16 protein-coding genes and 1 pseudogene are annotated in these 21,256 nt (G+C 66.0%); 6 read left to right on the top strand and 11 right to left on the bottom strand.

The window, feature by feature from the left end:
* Positions 1–180 precede the first annotated feature (180 nt).
* Positions 181–1,092 (top strand): LysR substrate-binding domain-containing protein, encoded by a 912-nt coding sequence (locus RYH74_RS25290; protein WP_003260483.1) that lies wholly within the window; start codon positions 181–183, stop codon positions 1,090–1,092.
* A 147-nt stretch (positions 1,093–1,239) separates the two neighbouring features.
* Here the strand turns inward: RYH74_RS25290 and RYH74_RS25295 are convergent, their stop codons facing one another.
* The 4 genes from RYH74_RS25295 to RYH74_RS25310 form a co-directional block, all read right to left on the bottom strand.
* Complete coding sequence (locus RYH74_RS25295; RefSeq protein ID WP_025339264.1) at positions 1,240–2,013, bottom strand: IclR family transcriptional regulator; 774 nt, start codon at positions 2,011–2,013, stop codon at positions 1,240–1,242.
* Positions 2,014–2,078: 65 nt separating this feature from the next.
* Positions 2,079–3,533 (bottom strand): amidase, encoded by a 1,455-nt coding sequence (locus RYH74_RS25300; protein ID WP_317410514.1) that lies wholly within the window; start codon positions 3,531–3,533, stop codon positions 2,079–2,081.
* A complete protein-coding gene (locus tag RYH74_RS25305) occupies positions 3,533–4,843 on the bottom strand; it encodes a citrate-proton symporter (RefSeq protein WP_015270478.1) in 1,311 nt (436 codons plus the stop codon). The genes RYH74_RS25300 and RYH74_RS25305 overlap by 1 nt, the downstream gene beginning before the upstream one ends.
* Positions 4,844–4,925: 82 nt before the next feature.
* On the bottom strand, positions 4,926–6,101 hold the full coding sequence (locus RYH74_RS25310; RefSeq protein WP_075045312.1) for a M20 aminoacylase family protein: 1,176 nt from the start codon (positions 6,099–6,101) through the stop codon (positions 4,926–4,928).
* 202 nt (positions 6,102–6,303) lie between these two features.
* On the opposite strand from RYH74_RS25310, the gene RYH74_RS25315 reads away from it, so the two are divergent.
* The 4 genes from RYH74_RS25315 to RYH74_RS25330 all read left to right on the top strand — a co-directional run bounded on the left by RYH74_RS25315 (position 6,304) and on the right by RYH74_RS25330 (position 12,661).
* Entirely contained in the window at positions 6,304–8,820 is a 2,517-nt protein-coding gene (locus RYH74_RS25315) for an excinuclease ABC subunit UvrA (RefSeq protein ID WP_085664770.1), read from the top strand.
* A gap of 253 nt (positions 8,821–9,073) precedes the next feature.
* Entirely contained in the window at positions 9,074–10,723 is a 1,650-nt protein-coding gene (locus RYH74_RS25320; RefSeq protein WP_085615552.1) for an MFS transporter, read from the top strand.
* Positions 10,720–11,853 (top strand): HlyD family secretion protein, encoded by a 1,134-nt coding sequence (locus RYH74_RS25325; protein ID WP_274079453.1) that lies wholly within the window; start codon positions 10,720–10,722, stop codon positions 11,851–11,853. Before RYH74_RS25320 ends, RYH74_RS25325 begins: the two co-directional genes overlap by 4 nt.
* A 214-nt stretch (positions 11,854–12,067) precedes the next feature.
* On the top strand, positions 12,068–12,661 hold the full coding sequence (locus RYH74_RS25330; RefSeq protein WP_025339271.1) for a hypothetical protein: 594 nt from the start codon (positions 12,068–12,070) through the stop codon (positions 12,659–12,661).
* Positions 12,662–12,778: 117 nt separating this feature from the next.
* Here RYH74_RS25330 and RYH74_RS25335 read toward each other — a convergent pair whose 3' ends face one another.
* Positions 12,779–13,654 (bottom strand): AEC family transporter, encoded by an 876-nt coding sequence (locus tag RYH74_RS25335; RefSeq protein WP_025339272.1) that lies wholly within the window; start codon positions 13,652–13,654, stop codon positions 12,779–12,781.
* A gap of 425 nt (positions 13,655–14,079) precedes the next feature.
* On the opposite strand from RYH74_RS25335, the gene RYH74_RS25340 reads away from it, so the two are divergent.
* Positions 14,080–15,384 carry an MFS transporter gene (locus RYH74_RS25340; protein WP_063914168.1) on the top strand — a complete coding sequence of 435 codons (1,305 nt, stop codon included), beginning with the start codon at positions 14,080–14,082 and terminating at the stop codon, positions 15,382–15,384.
* A 313-nt stretch (positions 15,385–15,697) separates the two neighbouring features.
* Here the strand turns inward: RYH74_RS25340 and RYH74_RS25345 are convergent, their stop codons facing one another.
* The 6 genes and pseudogenes from RYH74_RS25345 to RYH74_RS25370 form a co-directional block, all read right to left on the bottom strand.
* Positions 15,698–16,660, bottom strand: coding sequence for a 2-hydroxyacid dehydrogenase (locus RYH74_RS25345; protein WP_085664766.1), 963 nt, complete (start codon positions 16,658–16,660; stop codon positions 15,698–15,700).
* 11 nt (positions 16,661–16,671) lie between these two features.
* Positions 16,672–17,964, bottom strand: a complete 1,293-nt coding sequence (locus RYH74_RS25350; protein ID WP_085588591.1) for an MFS transporter — start codon at positions 17,962–17,964, stop codon at positions 16,672–16,674.
* A 58-nt stretch (positions 17,965–18,022) separates the two neighbouring features.
* Positions 18,023–18,973: a sugar kinase gene (locus RYH74_RS25355; protein ID WP_075045318.1), complete on the bottom strand. Its 951-nt coding sequence runs from the start codon at positions 18,971–18,973 to the stop codon at positions 18,023–18,025.
* Entirely contained in the window at positions 18,966–19,754 is a 789-nt protein-coding gene (locus RYH74_RS25360) for an AP endonuclease (protein WP_286099951.1), read from the bottom strand. The genes RYH74_RS25355 and RYH74_RS25360 overlap by 8 nt, the downstream gene beginning before the upstream one ends.
* Positions 19,755–19,821: 67 nt before the next feature.
* On the bottom strand, positions 19,822–20,841 hold the full coding sequence (gene ptxS, locus RYH74_RS25365; protein ID WP_075045320.1) for a transcriptional regulator PtxS: 1,020 nt from the start codon (positions 20,839–20,841) through the stop codon (positions 19,822–19,824).
* A 273-nt stretch (positions 20,842–21,114) separates the two neighbouring features.
* Positions 21,115–21,256: pseudogene (locus tag RYH74_RS25370) on the bottom strand (cytochrome c); the annotation flags it as partial.

The following is a 21,256-nucleotide window of genomic DNA, read 5'->3' on the forward strand; positions in this document are numbered from 1 at the left end:
ACAGGCAGCACAAGACAGTTGCTCCCTCCTCGATCGCATCGGCCTAAAGCCATGCGCCATCCCTGTGGGAGCTGGCTTGCCGGCGATCAGGCCAGAACAGGCAGCACAAGACAGTTGCTCCCTCCTCGACCGCATCGGCCTCAAGCCATGCGCTGTCCCTGTGGGAACTGAGGTCAACCCATGCTGATCGACGAAGAACTGACACTGAAGAAGCTGGAAACCTTCCTCGCCTTCATGCGCACCGGCAACCTCGGCCGCGCCGCCGCCGAGCTGGCCACCAGCGCCGTCAGCGTGCACCGTGCCATCCACTCGCTGGAAAGCGCACTGCGCTGCCCGCTGTTCAAGCACGAAGGCCGCCAGCTGATCCCGCTGGAAAGCGCCTACGTACTGGAAAAGAAAGCCCGCCAGCTGATCCAGGACGCCGAGCAGATGGTCCGCCTTACCCGCGAGGCCGCCGGCTTCTACGCCGAGCGCTTCCGCCTGGGCGCGCTCTACTCGCTGACGGTGAAAACCGTGCCCAAGCTGGTCATGGGCCTCAAGCTGCGCCGCAGCGAACTCAACATCGACCTGACCCTGGGCTCCAACGTCGACCTGCTACAGCGCCTGAAGAACCACGAACTGGAGGCCATCCTCGTGTCGCTCGACGAAAGCGTCAGCGACCCGGCCTGCGAGCAGCTGCCGCTGTTCTCCGACGATATCTTCCTTGCCGTGCCCATCGATTCACCCTTCGCCGAGCAGGCCGAAGTGGACCTGGCCGACCTGGCCGACTCCACCTTCATCACCCTGACCCAGGGCTTTGCCACCCACCGCGATGGCGCCCGGGTGTTCCAGCAGGCCGGCTTCGAACCCAAGGTGGCCATGCAGGTGAACGATATCTTCACCCTGCTGAGCATGGTCAGCTCGGGCGTGGGCTTTGCCCTGCTGCCCGGGCGTATCGCGGCGGTGTACGAAAACCGGGTCAGGCTGATTGCACTGAAGCCGCAATATCGCTTGCAGCAGCATATCGGCGTGGTGTTCCTCAAGGCGCGGGAGCGGGAGCCGAACCTGCTGGCGTTGCTGGCGGAATGCAGGATGTACAGCCTGGAGCGCTGAGGGGCCTCGGAACACAGCCTCTTTTGTTGTTTGCTGCACTGGCCTCTTCGCGGGTGAACCCGCTCCCACAGGTACCGAGCAAGCCTCGGGCAATGCACTTACCCTGTGGGAGCGGGTTTACCCGCGAAGAGGCCGGCACAGGCTGACTCAAACCACCAAGGCCCGCTGCACCTCCCCCACCGTTGTAGCCAGGCTGTTCAGGTGCAGGTTCAACACCCGCTCCACCGGCGCCTGGTCCAGCGGCCAGTGCAAGGCAATGCTCCCGGCCAGGCGCCCTTCGGCATGCACCGGCAGGGCTATCGCGCGGATCAGGAACGGCAAGCGCACCGGGTACTCCCAGTGCCCTTCGGTGCGCTGGCCGAACCCCTTGTTCGCTTCCTCCTCGATGTCGCGCAGCACCGTCTCGTCGCCCACCCGCGCATGGGCCGCCAGGCGCTGCACTTCATCGACCGCCAACTCACCCAGGCACGCCCGCCCCATCGCCGAGTGGAACAGGCTGGCATGATGGCCGACGATCTGGCAGGTGTGCGGGTAGCGTTTGCGCAATACCTGGGGGATGGCGCTTTCCATCACCTCCAGCCGCTCGCCGTCGAAACATGACAGGTCAACCACCAACCCGGTGCGCTCGCTCAACTCCAGCAACATGGGCGCGGCGTGTTCCACCAGGCGCCGCTTGAAACGCAGCTGGCGGTCACCGAACAGGCGTCGCGCGCACAGCCGGTAACGCCGGTCGCTGAGGCCGCGGTAGACCCAGCCTTGCTCCTGCAAGGTGGCGAGCATGCGCGACACCGTGGCCTTGGGCAGCGCCGTCAGGTAATGCAGTTCTTCCAGGCCCAGCGCCTGGTGTTCGCCAAGCAGGTCGACGATGGCCAGCGCCCGCTCCACCGAACGCACGCCGCCACTGTCTGCCGTGATGCCCATGAGTGTGACCTCCCTGTAGCTGGATGGTCAGGATAGCCAGCAAGATCCGCGCCTGCCCAGCTGTTTCATGGCGCTTGCAGGCTCTGGGGTGGGCGCCGCGCAACCCAACGGGTGAGCTGTTCATGGGCATGGGCCAGCTGCAACACCGCATGGTCGGCCTGGGCCGGGCCGATGATCTGCAGGCCCATGGGCAACCCGGCAGCGTTGAAACCGACCGGTACGCTGATGCTCGGCAAACCGGCCAGGGTCGGCCCTATCACCACTTCCATCCAGCGGTGATAGGTGTCCATCGCCCGCCCGCCGACCACCGTTGGCCAAGGTTGCCGTGCATCGAATGGGAACACCTGGGCCGACGGCAACAGCAGGTAATCGTAACGCTCGAACAGCTGGCCCAGCGCGCGGTACCAGTCGCTGCGGGCCACCGAAGCCTGGTACACCACCGCCGCGCTCAGTTGCAGGCCACCCTCCACCTCCCACTGCGCCTCGGGCTTGAGCAGCGTGCGCTTGCCCGGGTCGGCATAGGCGGCAGCGAGGTTGCCGTGCACCAGGAAGTGGCGATGGGTCAGCCAGCACTGCCACAAACGCGCCAGGTCGAACACCGGCTGGCAGGCCTCGACCCGGCAGCCCAGTTCGGCGAAGTCTGCCAGGGCCGCTTCGCACAGGCTCAGCACCCCGTCATCCATCGCCAGGTAACCGTCGTAGTCGCCCAGCCAGCCAACCCGCACGCCGCGGAAATCGCGCTGCAACCCGGCGGCAAAATCGCGCCGGCCCTCGCCCAGCGACAACGGCGCCCGCGCATCGAAACCCGCCTGGGTCGACAACAGCCGCGCCACATCCACCACGCTGCGGCCCATCGGCCCCTCGGTGGCCAGCTGCTGCACGAACAGTTCCGGCGCCGGCCCGTGGGGTACGCGGCCCTGCGACGGGCGCAGGCCATACACGTTGTTGAACGCCGCCGGGTTGCGCAGCGAGCCCATCATGTCGCTGCCGTCGGCGACCGGCAGCAGGCGCATGGCCAGCGCCGCCGCCGCCCCACCGCTGCTGCCCCCGGCCACCTTGCCCGGGTCGTAGGCGTTGGTGGTGGTGCCGAACAGGGTGTTGTAGGTCTGCGAACCAAGGCCGAATTCCGGCACATTGCTCTTGCCCACGATCAGCGCACCACTGGCCCGCACCCGCGCCACACTGATCGCGTCCTGCTCGGGCACCTGCTCGGCGAACAGCGGCGAGCCCAACGTGGTGCGCAGCCCGGCAGTGGCGGCCAGGTCCTTGATCGCCTGGGGCATGCCATGCATCCAGCCGCGCGAATGGCCACGGCCCAGCTCGCGGTCACGCTCATCGGCCTCGGCCAACAGCGCCTCTGCCGGGCGCAGCGACACCAGCGCATTGACCTGCGGGTTGAAGCGTTCGATATGCGCCAGATAAGCCTGCATCACCTCCCGGCACGACATCTGACGGGCATGGATGGCCCGGGACAATGCCTCGGCATCGAGGGCAACGATGGGGTCGATGGCTAGCGGCATCACGGTTTCACTCCAAGGTTGAAAGCGGCAGGCTTGCCCGCGCGCGGGGCTTCTTTCAGGCAATAGGTGCCCAGCAGTGTCAGCAGGCAGGCGAACAGCACATAGAACGATGGCGCCACCGGGGTACCGAGCACCTTGCTCAGCCAGGTGACGATCAACGGGGCGAAGCCGCCGAACACCATCACCGCCACGTTATAGGCCACCGACACACCGGTAGAACGCACCTCGACCGGGAACTGCTCGGCCAGGGCCGTGGGCGCCGGCCCGAAGAAGCCACCGATGGCGGTGCACAACAGCAGTTGCATCACCAGCAGGCGCTCCAGCGACGGCGCGGCAGCCACCCACACATACAACGGGTAGACCATGACGAAGAACGCCAGGGTGAAGGCCATCAGCACCGGGCGCCGCCCCAGCCGGTCAGACAACGCCCCGGACAGCGGGATCACCACGGTCATCAGCCCAACCGCAAGCATCTGCACCAGCAGCACCTGGTCCAGCGGCAGGCCGAGGTTCTTGTGGGCGAAGGTCGGCATGTTCACCAGCACCACGTAGAACGACACCGTCGCGCCACAGGCCAGGCCCATCGATACCAACAGGCTGCGCCGATGCTCACGCAGCACCTGCCACAGGCTGGGCGACTGGCCCTTGGCCTGGCGGCGCGCCTCGATGAACTCCTCGGGCTCTTCCATGTGCTTGCGAATCCACAGCCCCACCGGGCCAATCAGCAGGCCGAGCACGAACGGGATACGCCAGCCCCAGCTGTCCAGCGCCGCAGGCGTGCACAAGTGGGTGACCAGGGCCACCATCGCCGCCCCGGAGAACACCGCCAGGCACTGCCCCACCAGCTGCCACGAGCCATACAGGCCCTTGCGGTGGGCCGGCGCGCTCTCCACCAGGAAGGCCGTGGCGCTGGCGTACTCGCCGCCGGTGGCAAAACCCTGCAGCATGCGCGCCACCACGATCAGCATCGGCGCGGCCATGCCGATGGCCAGGTAGTCGGGGGCAAAGGCGATCATGGCAATGGACACGGTCATCAGCCGGATGATCATCTGCATCGCCGCCTTGCGGCCCTTGCGGTCGGAATACATGCCCAGCAGCACGCCGCCCACCGGGCGCATGAAAAAGCCGACGCCGAAGGTGGCCAGGGCCATCAGCAGCGAGGCGTATTCATCGTCGGAGGGGAAGAACTGCCGGGCGATGATGCTGGCCAGAAAGCCGTACACGATAAAGTCATACCACTCCAGGGCGTTGCCGATGACGGCGGCGACCACTTGCCGGGTACGCGACACGCCGGTGCTCGAAGTCTGCATAGGAAACACTCCACACAATGATTGGGTGATCGCCCAGGCGCGGTCGCGCCCGGGTTCCAGCGGCAGTCGTCAAAAGGAAAGGTCAGGCGGGCGCGAGCCAGCGCTCTGCCAGCGCGCCCCAGTAGGCGGCGCCGGTCAGCAGGATGTCGTCGTTGAAGTCGTAGGCCGGGTTGTGCACCATCGGCCGCGATACGCCATTGCCGATGAACAGGTAGGCGCCCGGGCAGCGTTGCAGCATCCAGGCGAAGTCTTCGCTGCCCATCAGCTTGCGGGTGTTGCCATCCACTGCTTCGGCACCGAGCAATTCCACCCCCACCTGCCGGGCGAAGGCATTTTCCGCGGCATGGTTGACCAACACCGGGTAGGCCGGGCGGTGTTCGAGGGTGGCGCGGCAGCCAAAGCTCTCGGCCTGGCTGACGATAATGGCCCGCACCCGCTCCAGGGTCTGCGCCCGCACCTCGGCGTTCAGCGCGCGCAGGCTCAGGCGCAGCAGCGCCTGCTGCGGGATCACGTTGGCCGCTTCGCCGGCCTGCAAGGCGCCGACGGTAACCACGGCCGCCTCCTGCGCATCGATATTGCGCGCCACCACGGTTTGCAGGGCCATCACCACACTGGCCGCCGCCACCAGCGGGTCGACGGTCAGGTGGGGCATCGAGCCATGGCCGCCAACCCCGTCGAGGGTCACCGTGAGCAGGTCTTGCGAGGCCATCATCGGCCCTTCGCGGAAGCCCAGGTGCCCGGCCGGCAGCCCGGGCATGTTGTGCATGCCGAACAGTGCATCGCAAGGGAAGCGCTCCAGCAGGCCGTCAGCCAGCATCGCCTCGGCGCCACCCTGGCCCTCCTCGGCCGGCTGGAAGATCAGCGTCAGCGTGCCGTCGAACTGCCGGGTCGCCGCCAGGTAGCGCGCGGCGCCAAGCAGCATGGTGGTATGCCCGTCATGGCCGCAGGCGTGCATGCAGCCCTGGTGCTGGCTGCTGTACGCGACGCCGGTAGCCTCGTGGATGGGCAGCGCGTCCATGTCGGCGCGCAGGCCCAGGCGGCGTGGGCTGCTGCCATTGCGCAGTACGCCGACCACGCCGGTCTTGCCGATACCGGTGTGCACTTCATAGCCCCATTCTTCGAGCAGTCGGGCAACCAGCGCCGAAGTGCGGCTTTCTTCGAAGCCCAGTTCCGGGTGAGCGTGGATATCGTGACGGATTGCGTGCAGGTCGCTGGCCACATCGTTCAGCCAGGCCAGGATGTGCTGATGTCGGGACATGTAGAGTCTCCTCGCGCGGGTGGTTTCCCGTTCTTGTTGTTCGCCTTGAGGTCACGACGGGTAAGGCAGGTCGTGCTTGACTGACAGATAAGCGCGAGGAAGCTGGGAGCACAATCGAATCTGGTTTCACACGGTGGAACACAAAGTCGTGCCTTTGCTGTTACCTTGAGCGCACTGTTCAGCCAAAGCCAAGGACTGCGTCATGCCCCCACGCCCCACCACCCCCACCGGTTTCATCCGCGTCCGTGGCGCCCGCGAACACAACCTCAAGAACATCGATGTCGATATCCCCCGTGACGCTCTGGTGGTGTTCACCGGCGTGTCCGGCTCGGGCAAGTCCTCGCTGGCCTTCTCCACCCTCTACGCCGAAGCCCAGCGCCGCTACTTCGAATCGGTCGCGCCCTATGCCCGGCGCCTGATCGACCAGGTCGGCGTGCCGGACGTCGACGCCATCGAAGGCCTGCCCCCAGCCGTGGCCCTGCAGCAGCAACGCGGCACGCCGAGTGCACGTTCCTCGGTGGGCAGCGTGACCACCCTGTCCAGTTCGATCCGCATGCTCTACTCCCGCGCCGGCCACTACCCCGCCGGCCAGGCGATGCTGTATGCCGAGGATTTCTCTCCCAACACGCCGCAGGGCGCCTGCCCGGAATGCCATGGCATGGGCCGGGTCTACGAAGTGAACGAAGCGACCATGGTCCCCGACCCGTCGCTGACCATCCGCGAGCGCGCCGTGGCGGCGTGGCCGATGGCCTGGCAGGGCCAGAACCTGCGCGACATCCTGGTGACGCTGGGCTACGACGTCGATACCCCCTGGCGCGACCTGCCACAGGCGCAGCGCGACTGGATCCTGTTCACCGAAGAAACGCCCACCGCGCCGGTGTATGCCGGGCTGACCCCGGCGCAGACCCGCGCCGCCCTCAAGCGCAAGCTAGAGCCCAGCTACCAAGGGACGTTCATGGGTGCCCGGCGTTACGTGCTGCACACCTTCATGCACTCGCAAAGCGCGCAGATGCGCAAGCGCGTTGCCCAGTTCATGCGCCCCAGCCCGTGCCCGCTGTGCCAGGGCAAGCGCCTGAAGCGCGAGGCCCTGGGGGTGACCTTCGCCGGCCTGGATATCGCCGAGCTGTCGCACCTGTCGCTGCAGGCGCTGGCCGAGGTGTTCCGCAAGGTGGCGGCAGCAGATTACCTGGCACAACAGCAGGACGACCTGACCCTGGAAAAGCGCCTGGCTGCCCAACGCATCGCCAACGAGCTGCTCGAACGCATCGACACCCTGCTCGACCTGGGCCTGGGCTACCTGGCCCTGGAACGCAGCACCCCGACCCTGTCCTCTGGCGAGCTGCAACGCCTGCGCCTGGCCACCCAGCTGAACTCGCAGTTGTTTGGCGTGATCTATGTGCTCGACGAGCCTTCGGCCGGTTTGCACCCGGCCGACAGCGAAGCCCTGTTCGAGGCGCTGCAGCGCCTGAAGCATGCGGGCAACTCGGTCTATGTGGTGGAACACGACCTGGACACCATGCGCCGCGCCGACTGGCTGGTGGATGTAGGGCCTGCCGCTGGCGAGCATGGCGGCACCATCCTCTACAGCGGGCCGCCCACGGGCCTGGCCCAGGTCGAGCAGTCGAGCACCCGGGCCTACCTGTTCAGTGCACCGGCCCAGACCACGCGCGCACCACGCCAGGCCCACGACTGGCTGAAGCTCGAAGGCATCAGCCGCAACAACCTGAACAACCTCAGTGCGCAATTCCCGCTGGGCTGCTTTACCGCCGTTACCGGTATTTCCGGGTCGGGCAAGTCGAGCCTGGTCAGCCAGGCGCTGCTGGAGCTGGTGGGTGCGCACCTGGGCCATGCCGCCCAACGCAACGAGCCCGAAGAGCAGAGCCTGGAAGATGAACCTGAGCAGGCCAGCGGCGGGCATGTGAGCGCGGGCCTTGGCAGCATCAGGCGCCTGGTGCAGGTCGACCAGAAGCCGATCGGCCGTACGCCCCGCTCCAACCTGGCCACCTACACCGGCCTGTTCGACCATGTGCGCAAGCTGTTCGCCGCCACCGAACAGGCCAAGGCAAAAGGCTTCGATGCCGGGCGTTTCTCCTTCAACGTTGCCAAGGGGCGCTGCGAGAACTGCGAGGGCGAAGGCTTCGTCAGCGTCGAGTTGCTGTTCATGCCCAGCGTCTATGCGCCCTGCCCGACCTGCCATGGCGCCCGCTACAACCCGGAAACCCTGGCGGTGAGCTGGCAGGGCATGAACATTGCGCAGGTGCTGCAGCTGACGGTCGACCAGGCCCTGCTGGTGTTCGCCGAACAGCCAGCGGCGCGGCGCTGCCTGCAGGTGCTGCAGGACATCGGCCTGGGCTATCTGCGCCTGGGCCAGCCGGCCACCGAACTGTCCGGCGGCGAGGCGCAGCGCATCAAGCTGGCCACCGAGCTGCAACGCATGGCCCGCGGGGCGACGCTGTATGTACTGGACGAACCCACCAACGGCTTGCACCCGCAGGACATCGACCGGCTGCTGGTGCAGCTCAACCGCCTGGTCGATGGCGGGCACAGCGTGGTGGTGGTCGAGCATGACATGCGAGTGGTGGCGCAGAGCGACTGGGTGATCGACATCGGGCCTGGAGCCGGGGATGCCGGGGGCCAGGTGGTGGTCAGCGGCACGCCACAGGTGGTGGCCGGGTGTGCTGAAAGCCGCACGGCGGAGTTTCTGGCCAAGGCCTTGTAGCGCCTGCACCGGCCTCTTCGCGGGTAAACCCGCTCCCACAGGTACTGCACAGCTTGCAAGATCTGTGGTGAACCTTTGGCTCCCACAGGTACCGCACAGCTTTGCAAGATCTGTGGTGAACCTCTGGCTCCCACAGGTACCGCACAGCTTGCAAGATCTGTGGTGACCCTGTGGGAGCGGGTTTACCCGCGAAGAGGCCGGTGCAGGCTGTAGACTGTTTTTTTGCAACGGCCGCTGAAGTACAGTCTGCCCCATGGACAAATACGCCCCCCGCCAGTGGCTCCCCCACGAAAAACCCAGCCTGCCGGGCTCCCCCTCCACGCCCCTGCACACGCCCGCCAAACGCCTGGCCTACGGCGTAGTCGGGCTGCTGGTGGCGATCACCGGTGGCCTGGGTAACGCGCTAGTCACCGCCAACCTTGTGTTCCTGCAAGGAGCGCTGGGCGCAACCACCGCGGAAATGGCCTGGTTGCCGGCCGCCTACGTGATGACCAACGTGTCCATCAACCTGCTGCTGGTGAAGTTCCGCCAGCAGTTCGGCCTGCGCGCGTTCACCGAGGTGTTCCTTGTGCTCTATGCCCTGGTCACCTTCGCCCACCTGCTGGTCAACGACCTCAACTCGGCCATCGCCGTGCGGGCGGCGCATGGCATGGTCGGTGCCGCGCTCAGCTCGCTGGGGCTGTACTACATGATCCAGGCGTTCCCGGCGCAATGGCGGTTGAAGGCTATGGTGCTGGGCCTGGGCGCCTCGCAGCTGGCGTTGCCGCTGGCACGGATATTTTCCGAAGACCTGCTACAGATCGCCGAATGGCGCGGCCTGTACCTGTTCGAACTGGGCCTGGCGCTGGCCGCGCTGGGCTGCGTGCTGATGCTCAAGCTGCCCCCCGGTGACCGCTTCAAGACCTTCGAGCCGCTGGACTTTCTCACCTTCTCGCTGATGGCCAGCGGCACCGCCCTGCTGTGCGCCGTGCTGTCACTCGGGCGTATCGACTGGTGGCTGGAGGCGCCCTGGATCGGCATGGCCCTGGCGGCCTCCATCGCGCTGATCTTCAGCGGCCTGGCCATCGAGCACAACCGCCAGAACCCGCTGCTGATGACCCGCTGGCTGGGCAGCGGCGCGATCATTCGCCTGGCCCTGTGCGTGGTGCTGATCCGCATGGTCACCTCGGAGCAGTCCACCGGGGCAGTCGGCTTCCTGCAGGCGCTGAACCTGGGCAGCGAGCAGATGCGCACGTTGTACGCGGTCATGCTGCTGGGCGCGGTGGCCGGCCTGGCCAGCAGTGCCTTCACCATCAACCCCAACCACCTGGTGATCCCGCTGTTCATCTCGCTGCTGGCCATGGCCACCGGCGCCTTCATGGATAGCAGTTCGAGCAACCTCACCCGCCCCGCACAGATGTACCTCAGCCAGTTCCTGCTGGCGTTCGGCAGCACCTTCTTCCTCGGCCCGTCCATGGCCCTTGGCATCAGCCATGTGCGCGCCAACCCGCGCAACCTGGTGAGTTTCTCGGTGCTGTTCGGCATCTGCAACAACCTCGGCGGCCTGATTGGCGCGGCACTGCTGGGCACCTTCCAGACCTGGCGGGAAAAATTCCACTCCAGCCACCTGATGGACCGCCTCAGCTACCTGGAACCCTTGGTCACGGCGCGCGTGCAAAGTGGCGGTGCCGGCTACGGCGGCATCATCGCCGACCCGGCCCTGCGCAGCGAAGCCGGCATGCGCCTGCTGGCCAGTGCCGCCACCCGCGAGGCGAATATCATGGCCTACAACGATGTGTTCGTGCTGATCGGCAGCATCGCTATCCTGACCATGATCTGGATCTGTATCCGTAGCACCTGGCTCTGGCACACCAAACGCCGGGCCATTTCCCCTGACTCCACCCCCGGCGCGCCCACCCGATGACCGACGACACCCGCACCACGACCACCACTGCCATCGCCGAAACCCCGGAAGGCGCCACGCCGCCCAGCGAGCCGACCAGCCCGGTGCGTTCGCGGCGGGTGCGTATCCTGTCGTCGATCAGCTTCGCCTGCGTGGCCCTGGCCGGCATCCTGCTGGTGCTGTATGCCTGGCGCCTGCCGCCATTCAGCAGCGCCATCGAAAGCACCGAGAACGCCCTGGTACGTGGCCAGGTGACCATCATCGGGCCGCAGCTGAGCGGCTATATCGTCGATGTGCCGGTGCATGACTTCCAGTTCGTCAAGGCCGGCGACCTGCTGGTGCAACTGGACGACCGCATCTACAAGCAACGCCTGGCCCAGGCCATCGCCCAGCTGCAGCAGCAACAGGCGGCCCTGGCCAACAACCTGCAGCAGCGCAACAGCGCCGAAGCCACCATTGCCCAGCGCCAGGCCGCCATCGGCGATGCCGCCGCCCAGGCAACCAAGGCCAGGGCCGACCTCGGCCGCAACCGGGCGCTGGTCAGCGATGGCTCGGTGTCGCGGCGCGACCTGGACCTGGCCCGGGCCAGCGAAGCCGCAGCGGTCGCCAGCCTGGCCCAGGCCAAGGCGGCACTGGAAATCGCCCGCCAGGACCGCGAAACGGTGGTGGTCAACCGGGCCGCGCTGGAGGCCTCGGTGGAAAACGCCAAGGCCGCCGTGGAACTGGCCCGCATCGACCTCGACAATACCCGCGTCACCGCCCCGCGCGACGGCCAGCTGGGGCAGATCGGCACGCGCTTGGGGGCCTATGTCAATTCCGGTGCGCAGTTGATGGCGCTGGTGCCCGACACCCTGTGGGTGATCGCCAACATGAAGGAAACCCAGATGGCCGATGTGCGCATCGGCCAGCCGGTGAGTTTCACCGTGGATGCGCTGAACCACCTGAAGCTGCATGGGCACGTGCAGCAGATCTCACCGGCCACCGGCTCGGAGTTCGCCTTGCTGCAGGCGGACAATGCCACCGGCAACTTCGTCAAGATTGCCCAGCGCATACCAGTGCGGATCACCGTGGATGCCGACCAGCCGGAGGCTCGGCGCTTGCGGCCGGGGATGTCGGTGGTGGTCAGTATCGATACTCGCAGCCAGGATTGATGTTGTTACCACTGGCCTCTTCGCGGGTAAACCCGCTCCCACAGGTTCACCACAGGTCTTGAAAACTGTGCAATACCTGTGGGAGCGGGTTTACCCGCGAAGAGGCCAGCGAAGATCATGCAGAGATGCCGTCTTGCCATGATTGCGCCGCTCTAGCCCGTAGGTTCTAATCGCGCACGACCCGTTTGCCTTTGTCACTCAAGGAAGTGTCACCATGTACAGGAAGATCGTGCCGCTGGCGCTGTTGGCAACCCTGGCCGGTTGCTCGAACAGCGAGGACACCAGCGAGGCCAGTTTCCAGAAGGCCGCCCAGGCCTACCTCGATACCCAGTACCCGCACTGCTTCGTCATCAGTTCATTCCCGACCAAGACCCAGGACTTCGACCTCCATGGCACCAACAAGGCGTTGCATGCCCTGGCGCAGGTAGGTGTGGTCAGCGAAAAGGAGATCTCGCGCACCGAGGTGCCCGCCCGCCTGTGGCAAGCGGCACGCACGGACATCTACTACGCCTATGACCTCACCGACGAAGGCCGCAAGTATTACAAGGCCGATAACGGGCTGTGCTTCGGCAAGGCGCAGGTCACCGCCATCGAGCAGTTCAGTGAGCCGAGCGAGGCGACCGGGCAGAAGATGTCGAATGTGACCTATGCCTACAAGATTACCGGGTTACCGGCGTGGGCCGGGGATGATGGGGTCAAGGCCAGCATTGCCGAACTGGGCAAGGCGGTGGCCAGCAATGACACGCCGCTCAAGGAAACCCGGGCGATGGTGCTGACCAGCCAGGGGTGGCGGTTGCAGGAGAAATAGCCGTTTGCCGGGCCGGCCTCTTCGCGGGTAAACCCGCTCCCACAGGTCCATCACAGGCCTTGAGACCTGCGCAGTACCTGTGGGAGCGGGTTTACCCGCGAAAGGGCCGGTACAGACTTACATCCACCAAGCCAGCACCACCGGCAACCAGGCAAACGACAGCACCGTAGAGCACATCACCAGGTTCGCCACCTGCTCCGGTTCGCGGTTGGCGCGCACCGCCATCAGGTAGTTGAACACCGCCACCGGCATCGCCGACTGCACCACCAGCACCGCACGCTCCAGGCTGCCCATGCCCAGCGCCGCACCTACCGCCCAGCCCACGGCAGCCCCCAGGCCAATGCGCAAACCGCCCAGCAGCATGCCGCTGCCCACATGGCGCAGGCGAATGCTGGCCAGCGACACACCCAGTGTCAGCAACATCAGCGGGATGGTCATGCCGCCCAGCAGGTCTGCAGTATTAGCCAGCCAGCGCGGCAACTCGAAATCGAGAAAGATGATCGGCATGGCGCCGGCCAGGCTGATCACGATGGGGTTGCGCAGCAGTGCCTTGAGCGAAGCCGCAGTACCGGAAATGGCCATGCCGAGGGTGAACTGCACGATCGACAGGGTCAGGAAGAACGCCACGGCCAGGGCCAGGCCGTGTTCGCCAAAGGCGTACAGGCTGATCGGCAGGCCCATGTTGCCGGTGTTGGGGAACATGAACGCCGGCAACAGCACACGCCAGTGCATGCCCGAAGCGCGGCACACCAGCAAGCCGGCCAGGGCCATGCCCAGGGTGCACAGCAGGCAGGCCATGGCCATGCTGGTGAAGGCGGTCGGGTCCAGTTCGGTGCGGCTGAGCGTGGACAGTACCAGCGACGGGGTGCCGACGGTCATCACCACCCGGGCGATGAATTCGGTGGGGTAGTCCAGGCCCTTGCGGGCCCAGGCATAGCCGATGCCGGCGACGATGAATACCGGGGCCAGGACTGCGAACAGCGAAGCGAACATGGGGGCCTTCCTTGGGGGTGAGCCCCGCATTATGCCGCAGTCTGCGGGATTGCCGGGGCTGCTTTGCAGCCCAATCGCCGGCAAGCCGGCCCCCATAGGTACTGCACAATGCTTGAGGTCGATGCAGTCGAGGTGGGAGCTGGCTTGCCGGCGATTGGGCCGCAAAGCGGCCCCGGGATGTCCGCCCAAGACGCATTCGTGTCGCCCACAGACTGCGGCGTCTCGTCGCACACCCAAGCCCCTTGGGCAAAACCGCGCAAGCCCGTAGAATCGCGCTTCCTTTTCGCCCGTCGCCTTGAACGGTGGCAACCGGCAGCGTCGCATCCAGCCCAGGCACATCCGTGCAGCCCCTCGGCCCCGTTCGGGTCGAGCCGGTGTGCGCGTCCGAAAAGGCGCTCATTCCGCTCATCCAACTAGAGGTACCTATGTCTCCGCGTTTGCTGGCCATGGCGCTGGCGCCCCTGCTCGGGCTGTTCATCATTGCCCTGGGCAACGGCTTCATGTCTTCCCTTACCACCCTGCGCCTGGGCGCTGCCGGCGAATCAGCCACCACCATCGGTGTGGTCTCCTCGACCTACTTCATCGGCCTGACCCTGGGTGCCATCTTCAACGACCGGCTGATCCTGCGCATCGGCCATATCCGCGCCTACACCAGCTTCGCCTCGCTGATCGCCGTGACCATCCTGCTGCAAGGCCTGTTCTACGACGTCACCTGGTGGTCGGTGCTGCGCCTGATCAACGGCTGGGCGGCGGTGGGCGTGTTCCTGGTAATCGAAAGCTGGCTGCTGCTGGCCGGTGACGCCAAGATCCGCGGCCGCCTGCTGGCGCTGTACATGATCGCCTTCTACGGCGCCGGGGTCATCGCCCAGGCCGGCCTTGGCGAAATCACCCACATGGGTGACACCGCACCGTTCATGCTGGCCGGCGTGCTCGCCGCCCTGTCGGTACTGCCCATCGTGATCCTGCCCCGGGTGTCGCCGCTGCTGGACCAGGTCGAACCGCTCAAGCCGCGCCAGTTGCTGGGCGTTGCGCCATCGGGCCTGGTCGGCTGCTTCGGTTCGGGTGTAGCCATTGCCGGCATCTATGCCTTGCTGCCGCTGTACCTGCAGCGCATCGGCCTGGATGTGGGCGAGGTCGGCAACATGATGGCCTGGGTGATTCTTGGTGCCATGCTGCTGCAATACCCGGTCGGACGCTGGTCCGACCGCAAGGACCGCCAGGATGTGCTGATCGCCTTGGCCGCGCTGTGCGTGCTGCTGTCGCTGGTCACGGTGTTCCTGCCGTCGGACTCGATCCTGCTGCCGGCGATGCTGTTCCTGCTGGGTGGTGGCGTGTTCACCCTGTACCCGGTGGCGGTCAGCCATGCGGCCGACCGGGCGCCATCGGATGCACTGGTGCCGATGATCCAGGGCCTGCTGCTGATCAACTCGCTGGGTTCGGCCATGGCGCCGGTGGCCATTTCGCCGATGATGACCGAGTTTGGCGAGGCCGGGTTGTTCTGGGCCTTTGCCGTGGTCAACCTGGCCATGGTGTGCTTCTTCATGTGGCGCCGTGGCAAGCGCCCGGCGGCAGAGCACCCGGCCCCGTTCACCGCTTCGACCACCTTCTCGCCGACCGGTGCCGAGTTGCGGGTGACCGAAGACCTGATGCATGCGGCGCAGGAGCACCCGCCGCTGGAGCCGGTGGAGAGTGCTGCGCCAGCGCAGGCGCAGCGTTCAGAATCGCATTGACTCCGGGGGCTGCCCTGCAGCCCTTTCGCGACACAAGGCCGCTCCCACAGGGACCTCATCAGCTTAAGGAATGCGCCATACCTGTGGGAGCGGGCGCGCCCGCGAACACCGGCGCAGCCGGTGCCATCCACCGCGTCGCCTGCTTCGCGGGCATGCCCGCTCCCACAGGGTGCCCACCAGCTGAAGGAATGCGCCGTACCTGTAGGAGCGGGCGCGCCCGCGAACACCGGCGTAGCCGGTGCCATCCACCGCGTCGCCTGCTTCGCGGGTAAACCTGCTCCCACAGGGGCCGCGCAGGTTTGTTGATCTGGCTTTAGCCATTCACCAGGTTGGCCGGGCGCTCACCAGCCAGCGCACTGAGCAGGTTGTCCACCGCACAGCGCGCCATGGCCTGGCGGGTTTCCTCGGTCGCCGAGCCGATATGCGGGGTCGCCACCACATTGTCCAGCTGCAACAACGGCGACTGCGCCGGCAACGGCTCCTGCACGAACACATCCAGGCCGGCGCCGCGGATGCGCCGGGCACGCAACGCTTCGATCAGCGCCGGCTCATCCACCACGCGCCCGCGGGAAATGTTCACCAGGATTGCCTGCGGCTTCATCAGCGCCAGCTCACGCGCGCCGATCAGGCCTTCGGTGCTGGCACTCAGCGGCACGGTCAGGCAAACGAAATCCGCCTGCTGCAACAGCTCGTCCAGGCTGCATTGGCGCGCCGCATGGCGCGCCTCCACCTCAGGCTTGGCACGCTGACTGTGATACAGCACACGCATGCCGAAGCCGGCCGCGGCACGCCGGGCCAGGGCCTCGCCGATGCGGCCCATGCCGACGATGCCCAGCGTCTTGCCGTGCACATCGCTGCCGAAATGCGCCGGGCCGAGGTTGGCCTGCCAGTTCCCGTCTCGCACCCAGTTCGCCAGCTCCACCACCCGCCTGGCGGTGGCCAGGATCAAGGCAAAGCCCGTGTCGGCGGTGGTTTCGGTCAACACGTCGGGGGTGTTGGTCAACATCACGCCACGCCGGCTGAGCTCGGCGATGTCGTAGTTGTCCACACCGACCGAAACGCTGGACACCACTTCAAGCTGTGGCGCCAGGTCGAGCAGGCTGGCGTCCAGGCGCAGGCTGGCCCCCAGCAGCCCGTGCGCCCCCGGCAAGGCATCGCGCAGGCGCGCCAGGCCATCGGGCCCGGAGGTGTCCACCCAGGTCACCTCGACGCGCTCTTGCAGACGTGCCATCAAGTCGTCGGACAGGCGTTTGTACAGGACGATTCGCTTCTTCATTGCACAGGTTCCTAATGGTTCATGGCCAGGCGCGAGTTGCCGCGCTTGGCCCGGCCGGATGTCTGGGAAGTATTGAGTGCGGCGGTAAGCGCCACCGCGGCCAGCAGCGCACCGCACATGAACAGGTAGGAGGCACCGGGCCCGCCCGTGACGCCATTGAGGTAACCCACCAGCCACGAGCCACCGAACGAGCCCAGCGCGCCCATGCTGTTGATCAGCGCCATGGCACCGCCCGCAACGTTGGCCGGCAGGATCTCGGGCACGATCGCGAAGAACGGGCCATAGGGTGCGTACATGCAGGCGCCGGCGATCACCAACAACGCGTACGACAGCCAGAAATGCTCGCTGCCCAGGGCGTACGAGCCATAGAATGCGACGGCGGCGATCAGCAGTGGTGGCCAGACGAAGCGCTTGCGCTTCTGCAGGCGGTCGGACGCCCACGACACACCGACCATGCCCAGCACCGCCGCCAGGTAAGGTACCGACGACAGCCAGCCGGCCTGCACGATGTCGAGGTTGGCCGCCTGCTTGAGGATCGACGGCAACCACAGCACGAAGCCATACACACCGATGCTCCAGCAGAAGTACTGCAGCGAAAGGATGATCACCTGCGGCGAGCGGAACGCCTCGCGGTAGTTCTTCACCGGCTTGATACCTTGCTGCTCGGCAGCCAGCGCCTGCTCCAGGGCGGCCTTCTCCTGCTCGCTCAGCCAGTTCACCTGGGCCGGGCGGTCATCCACCAGGCGCCACCAGAAGAACGCCCAGATGACCGCGGGCAGGCCTTCGATGATGAACATCCAGCGCCAGTCGTAATGCTTGACCAGGTAGCCCGACACCACCGACATCCACAGGATGGTCACCGGGTTGCCGAGGATCAGGAAGGTATTGGCGCGCGAACGCTCGGCGCGGGTGAACCAGTGGCACAGGTACACCAGCATGGCCGGCATCACCGCCGCCTCCACCACTCCGAGTAGGAAGCGGATGCCGATCAGCATGTAGACGTTGCTGACCACGCCGGTGAGCGTGGCAAGGCCGCCCCAGAGGATCAGGCAGACAAAGATCAGCTTCTTCACACTGCGCTTTTCAGCGTAGATGGCGCCAGGCACCTGGAAGAAGAAGTAACCAAGGAAGAACAGTGCCCCCAGCAGCGAAGACAGTGCGGGGGTGATGTGCAGGTCTTCAGCCATGCCGGAAGCGGCGGCGAACCCGTAGTTGGCGCGGTCCAGGTACGCCAGGCTATAGGTGAAGAACACGATCGGGATGATGTACCACCAGCGGCGAGGTGCCAGGCTTTGGCTTTGCATGGTTCGTTTCTCCTGAGCTTGTTGTTTTTGTTGCAACAGGTGTTTCGGGGTCAAGTGTTCACGCGCTTCTGCGCAGGTCGTGGGCTTGCAGCTCATGGCGCAGCGGCAGCCCTTCCATGTCGCCACGCGATTGCACGGCGCGGCTGCCGCACCAGTTGCCACGCGCCACTGCCTCGGCTACCGGGTGGCCCTCCAGCAGCGCACTGAGCACGCCGACGGCAAAGGCATCGCCGGCGCCAACGGTGTCCACCACATGGCTGACCGGCACTGGCGCAACCTGGCCTTCGCCCTTGGCGCTGCGGAAGTAGGCACCGGCGTCGCCCAGCTTGATCACCACCAGTTCCACCCCTTGGTCGAGGTAGAACGCGGCGATGTCCGCCGGGGTGTGCTGGCCGGTCAGCAAGCGGCCCTCTTCCAGGCCTGGCAGAACCCAGTCGGCCTTGGCCGCCAGGGCATTGACTTCGCGCACCATGCTGCTTTGGTCAGGCCACAGCGAGGGGCGCAGGTTGGGGTCGAACGAGATGCTGCGCCCGGCGGCACGCATGGCATCCATCAACGCATGCGACAGCGCCCGGCAACCCTCCGACAGCGCCGGCGGGATGCCGGTGGCGTGCAAGTGGCGGGCCTGCAGAGAGCCCGGGCGCAGCAACGCCGGTGACAGCCGGCTGGCCGCCGAGCCACGGCGGAAGTACTCCACCGCCGGGTCGCTGCCGTCATCGCAGCGGGCCTTGAGCTGGAAGCCGGTGGGGTAGCTGGCATCCACCTCGACGCCGGAACAGTCCAGGCCTTCGCGGCGCAGGCTGTCGAGCACGAAACGGCCCAGCGAATCGTCGCCTACCCGGCTCAGCCAGCGGACCTTGAAGCCCAGCCGCGCCAGGCCGATGGCCACGTTGCTGTCGGCGCCGGCGATGCGCTTGCCGAACTGGCCGACACTGGCCAGGTCGCCGGCCTGCTCGGCGACGAACATGGCCATGGTCTCGCCGAAACACAGCACGTCATGCTCATGCATGGCTCAGCTCCTCACTCGATACGCCCTGCCCCAGTGCCGCCAGGTCGCGCACCTGGGCACGGGTCAGCGCCAGCAGATCGTCGCTCACCAACGGGTACTCGACAGCACGCACCACGCCGGGGGTGAACTCGGCCATGAGCTCAGCCCACTCCTGCAGGTCCGCAGTCTCTGGCGGGACGGCTACCAGGCGGCCATCGACCCGGCGCTGCACGGCCTTGCAGTGCACATAGCGCACCCAGCGGCCAAGCTGGTGTGCGGCGTGCCGGGCAGGCTCGCCCTGCCACTGCCAGTTACCGATATCGAAGGTCATGCCCAAGCTCAGCCCGAGCTCGTCGGCGTGCTGGAAAAACTGCTGCAGGGGTTCGATTCGTCCACCTTGCGCAGTCTGGTCGTTCTCCACCAGCAGCAATGGCCCATGCGCCGGCAACAGCGTAGCCAAGGCCGCGACGTCACAGCCCGCATGGTAGTGGCCCAGGGAAACCTTGAGCGCGACCGCACCAAGAGCGCGGGCGGTTTCCAGCTTTTGCGCCAATTGCGGGTCAAGCTCGCCTTGTGCGGTCCACAGCTCCAGGGGCGTGGAATACAGGCACTCCAGGCGCAGCGCGGCAATGGCTGCAGCCAGCGCTGCAGTGTCCGGCGCACGAGTGAACAGTTCTTCGCGCAGTTCCACGCGGGTAACGCCAGCGGCAGCCAGCAGGTCAAGGAACTGCTCCTGGCCACGTTGCCGGACAAAGTCGGCACCGTAGCTGGAGAGGCTGATGGAAACGGGGTTCGAGTGCATTGTTGTTGTCCTTATGAAACCGGTTTCATTTTTTGATGACAGCAGGCACGCAGGTGCCTGCCTGTGATTACTGTGGCTGGGTTGAACCTCGGATGATCAGCTCGGCCTTTAAGTCGAGGCGCCGGGCTGCCCCGCTGTCGCCGCGCAGGCGGCCAAGCAGGCTCTCGAATGCTGCCACGCCGATACGCTCGGTGGGCTGGGCCAGTGCAGTGATGCCAGTGCCGACCAAGGGGTACCAGTCGAGGTCGTCGAGAGCGATCAGCCCGACGTCCGCGAACAGGTTGCGCCCTGCCTGGTGCAGGGCCCGAGTCACGGCCAGGGTGGCGACACCGTTGAAGGTGAAGATGGCCTGCGGGCCATGGCCGCTGCCGGCGAGGAACGAAGCCAGCTGGTCATCCAGCCCGGCGCCGATTTCCAGCACCTGCTGGCGCATGCCGGGGCGCCGGCTGATCGATGTGCCGAACGCTTGCACCCGCTCCAGGCGCGAGCTGGTGCCATCGAGGCGTTCGGTTACCGCCAGGATGTCGCGGTAGCCTTGCGCCTGCAGGTGGTCGAGGGCCTGCTCGACCGCGTCGGCATTGTCCAGGCCCACCAGGTCGACATTCAGTTCGGGCAACTGGCGGTCGACCAGCACCATGGGGATGTCGCGCTGCAGGTTGAGCAATTCGCCGGGGTGATGGCCAAGCGTGTTCACGATCAGCCCTTCGACGTTGTAGGACTGCAGGGCCACCAGGTGGTGACGCTCCTGCTCGTCGTCGCGGTTGGTGTTGCACACCACCAGGCTGTAGCCGTGCTGGCGGCAGGCAGTTTCCACGCCATGCATCACGGCCACTGAATAGGGGTTGAGGATATCGGCCACCAGCATGCCGATCAGGCGCGTCTGGCCGCGCTTCAGGCCACGGGCCATCTGGTTGGGGCGGTAACCGAGGCGCTCGATGACCTCTTCCAGGCGCTTGGCGGTGGCTTCGGCGAGCAACTGCCGGTCACCGCCGATGTAACGGGAGACGGTGGCCTTGGAAACGCCAGCGACACGCGCTACTTCGCTGATGGTGACCCGTTCGCGGGAATGGGCAGGCGCGTCGGTCATGGGCTGTCCTTATGATTGTTGTGATAGCGATGAAACCGGTTTCAATACAGCAAAATCGCACGCGTTCGTCAACATGCCGTTGGTCGGGTGTACGATATTCATGCGTAGTAAATGCAATAAGAATACGCTTTAACTAACTGATATATATAGATAAATAAACGCAAGACCCTGTGGGAGCGGGTTCACCCGCGAATGCGATGTTGAATGTGCCGACGCATTCGCGGGTAAACCCGCTCCCACAGTGGATTGGGGGGTGCAGACAGAGGGATGCAGTTAACGAAGGGCTTTCACTTCACTGGCGGTGACGGCATCCCCTTGGTTACCCCAACTGGTGCGAATGAAGTTCACCACCTCGGCAACCTCCTGGTCACTCAGGCGCCAGCCGAACGCCGGCATGGTGAAGTTCGACGGTGCC

The organism is Pseudomonas sp. LSJ-87, assembly GCF_032971465.1.
GTDB lineage: Bacteria > Pseudomonadota > Gammaproteobacteria > Pseudomonadales > Pseudomonadaceae > Aquipseudomonas > Aquipseudomonas putida_Z.

What these genes read in the sequence shown, in the direction of transcription:
- RYH74_RS25290 (WP_003260483.1), top strand. Translation starts at nt 181, where the DNA reads ATGCTGATCGACGAAGAACTGACACTGAAGAAGCTGGAAACCTTCCTC.
- RYH74_RS25295 (WP_025339264.1), bottom strand. Translation starts at nt 2,013, where the DNA reads ATGGGCATCACGGCAGACAGTGGCGGCGTGCGTTCGGTGGAGCGGGCG.
- RYH74_RS25300 (WP_317410514.1), bottom strand. Translation starts at nt 3,533, where the DNA reads ATGCCGCTAGCCATCGACCCCATCGTTGCCCTCGATGCCGAGGCATTG.
- RYH74_RS25305 (WP_015270478.1), bottom strand. Translation starts at nt 4,843, where the DNA reads ATGCAGACTTCGAGCACCGGCGTGTCGCGTACCCGGCAAGTGGTCGCC.
- RYH74_RS25310 (WP_075045312.1), bottom strand. Translation starts at nt 6,101, where the DNA reads ATGTCCCGACATCAGCACATCCTGGCCTGGCTGAACGATGTGGCCAGC.
- RYH74_RS25315 (WP_085664770.1), top strand. Translation starts at nt 6,304, where the DNA reads ATGCCCCCACGCCCCACCACCCCCACCGGTTTCATCCGCGTCCGTGGC.
- RYH74_RS25320 (WP_085615552.1), top strand. Translation starts at nt 9,074, where the DNA reads ATGGACAAATACGCCCCCCGCCAGTGGCTCCCCCACGAAAAACCCAGC.
- RYH74_RS25325 (WP_274079453.1), top strand. Translation starts at nt 10,720, where the DNA reads ATGACCGACGACACCCGCACCACGACCACCACTGCCATCGCCGAAACC.
- RYH74_RS25330 (WP_025339271.1), top strand. Translation starts at nt 12,068, where the DNA reads ATGTACAGGAAGATCGTGCCGCTGGCGCTGTTGGCAACCCTGGCCGGT.
- RYH74_RS25335 (WP_025339272.1), bottom strand. Translation starts at nt 13,654, where the DNA reads ATGTTCGCTTCGCTGTTCGCAGTCCTGGCCCCGGTATTCATCGTCGCC.
- RYH74_RS25340 (WP_063914168.1), top strand. Translation starts at nt 14,080, where the DNA reads ATGTCTCCGCGTTTGCTGGCCATGGCGCTGGCGCCCCTGCTCGGGCTG.
- RYH74_RS25345 (WP_085664766.1), bottom strand. Translation starts at nt 16,660, where the DNA reads ATGAAGAAGCGAATCGTCCTGTACAAACGCCTGTCCGACGACTTGATG.
- RYH74_RS25350 (WP_085588591.1), bottom strand. Translation starts at nt 17,964, where the DNA reads ATGCAAAGCCAAAGCCTGGCACCTCGCCGCTGGTGGTACATCATCCCG.
- RYH74_RS25355 (WP_075045318.1), bottom strand. Translation starts at nt 18,973, where the DNA reads ATGCATGAGCATGACGTGCTGTGTTTCGGCGAGACCATGGCCATGTTC.
- RYH74_RS25360 (WP_286099951.1), bottom strand. Translation starts at nt 19,754, where the DNA reads ATGCACTCGAACCCCGTTTCCATCAGCCTCTCCAGCTACGGTGCCGAC.
- ptxS (WP_075045320.1), bottom strand. Translation starts at nt 20,841, where the DNA reads ATGACCGACGCGCCTGCCCATTCCCGCGAACGGGTCACCATCAGCGAA.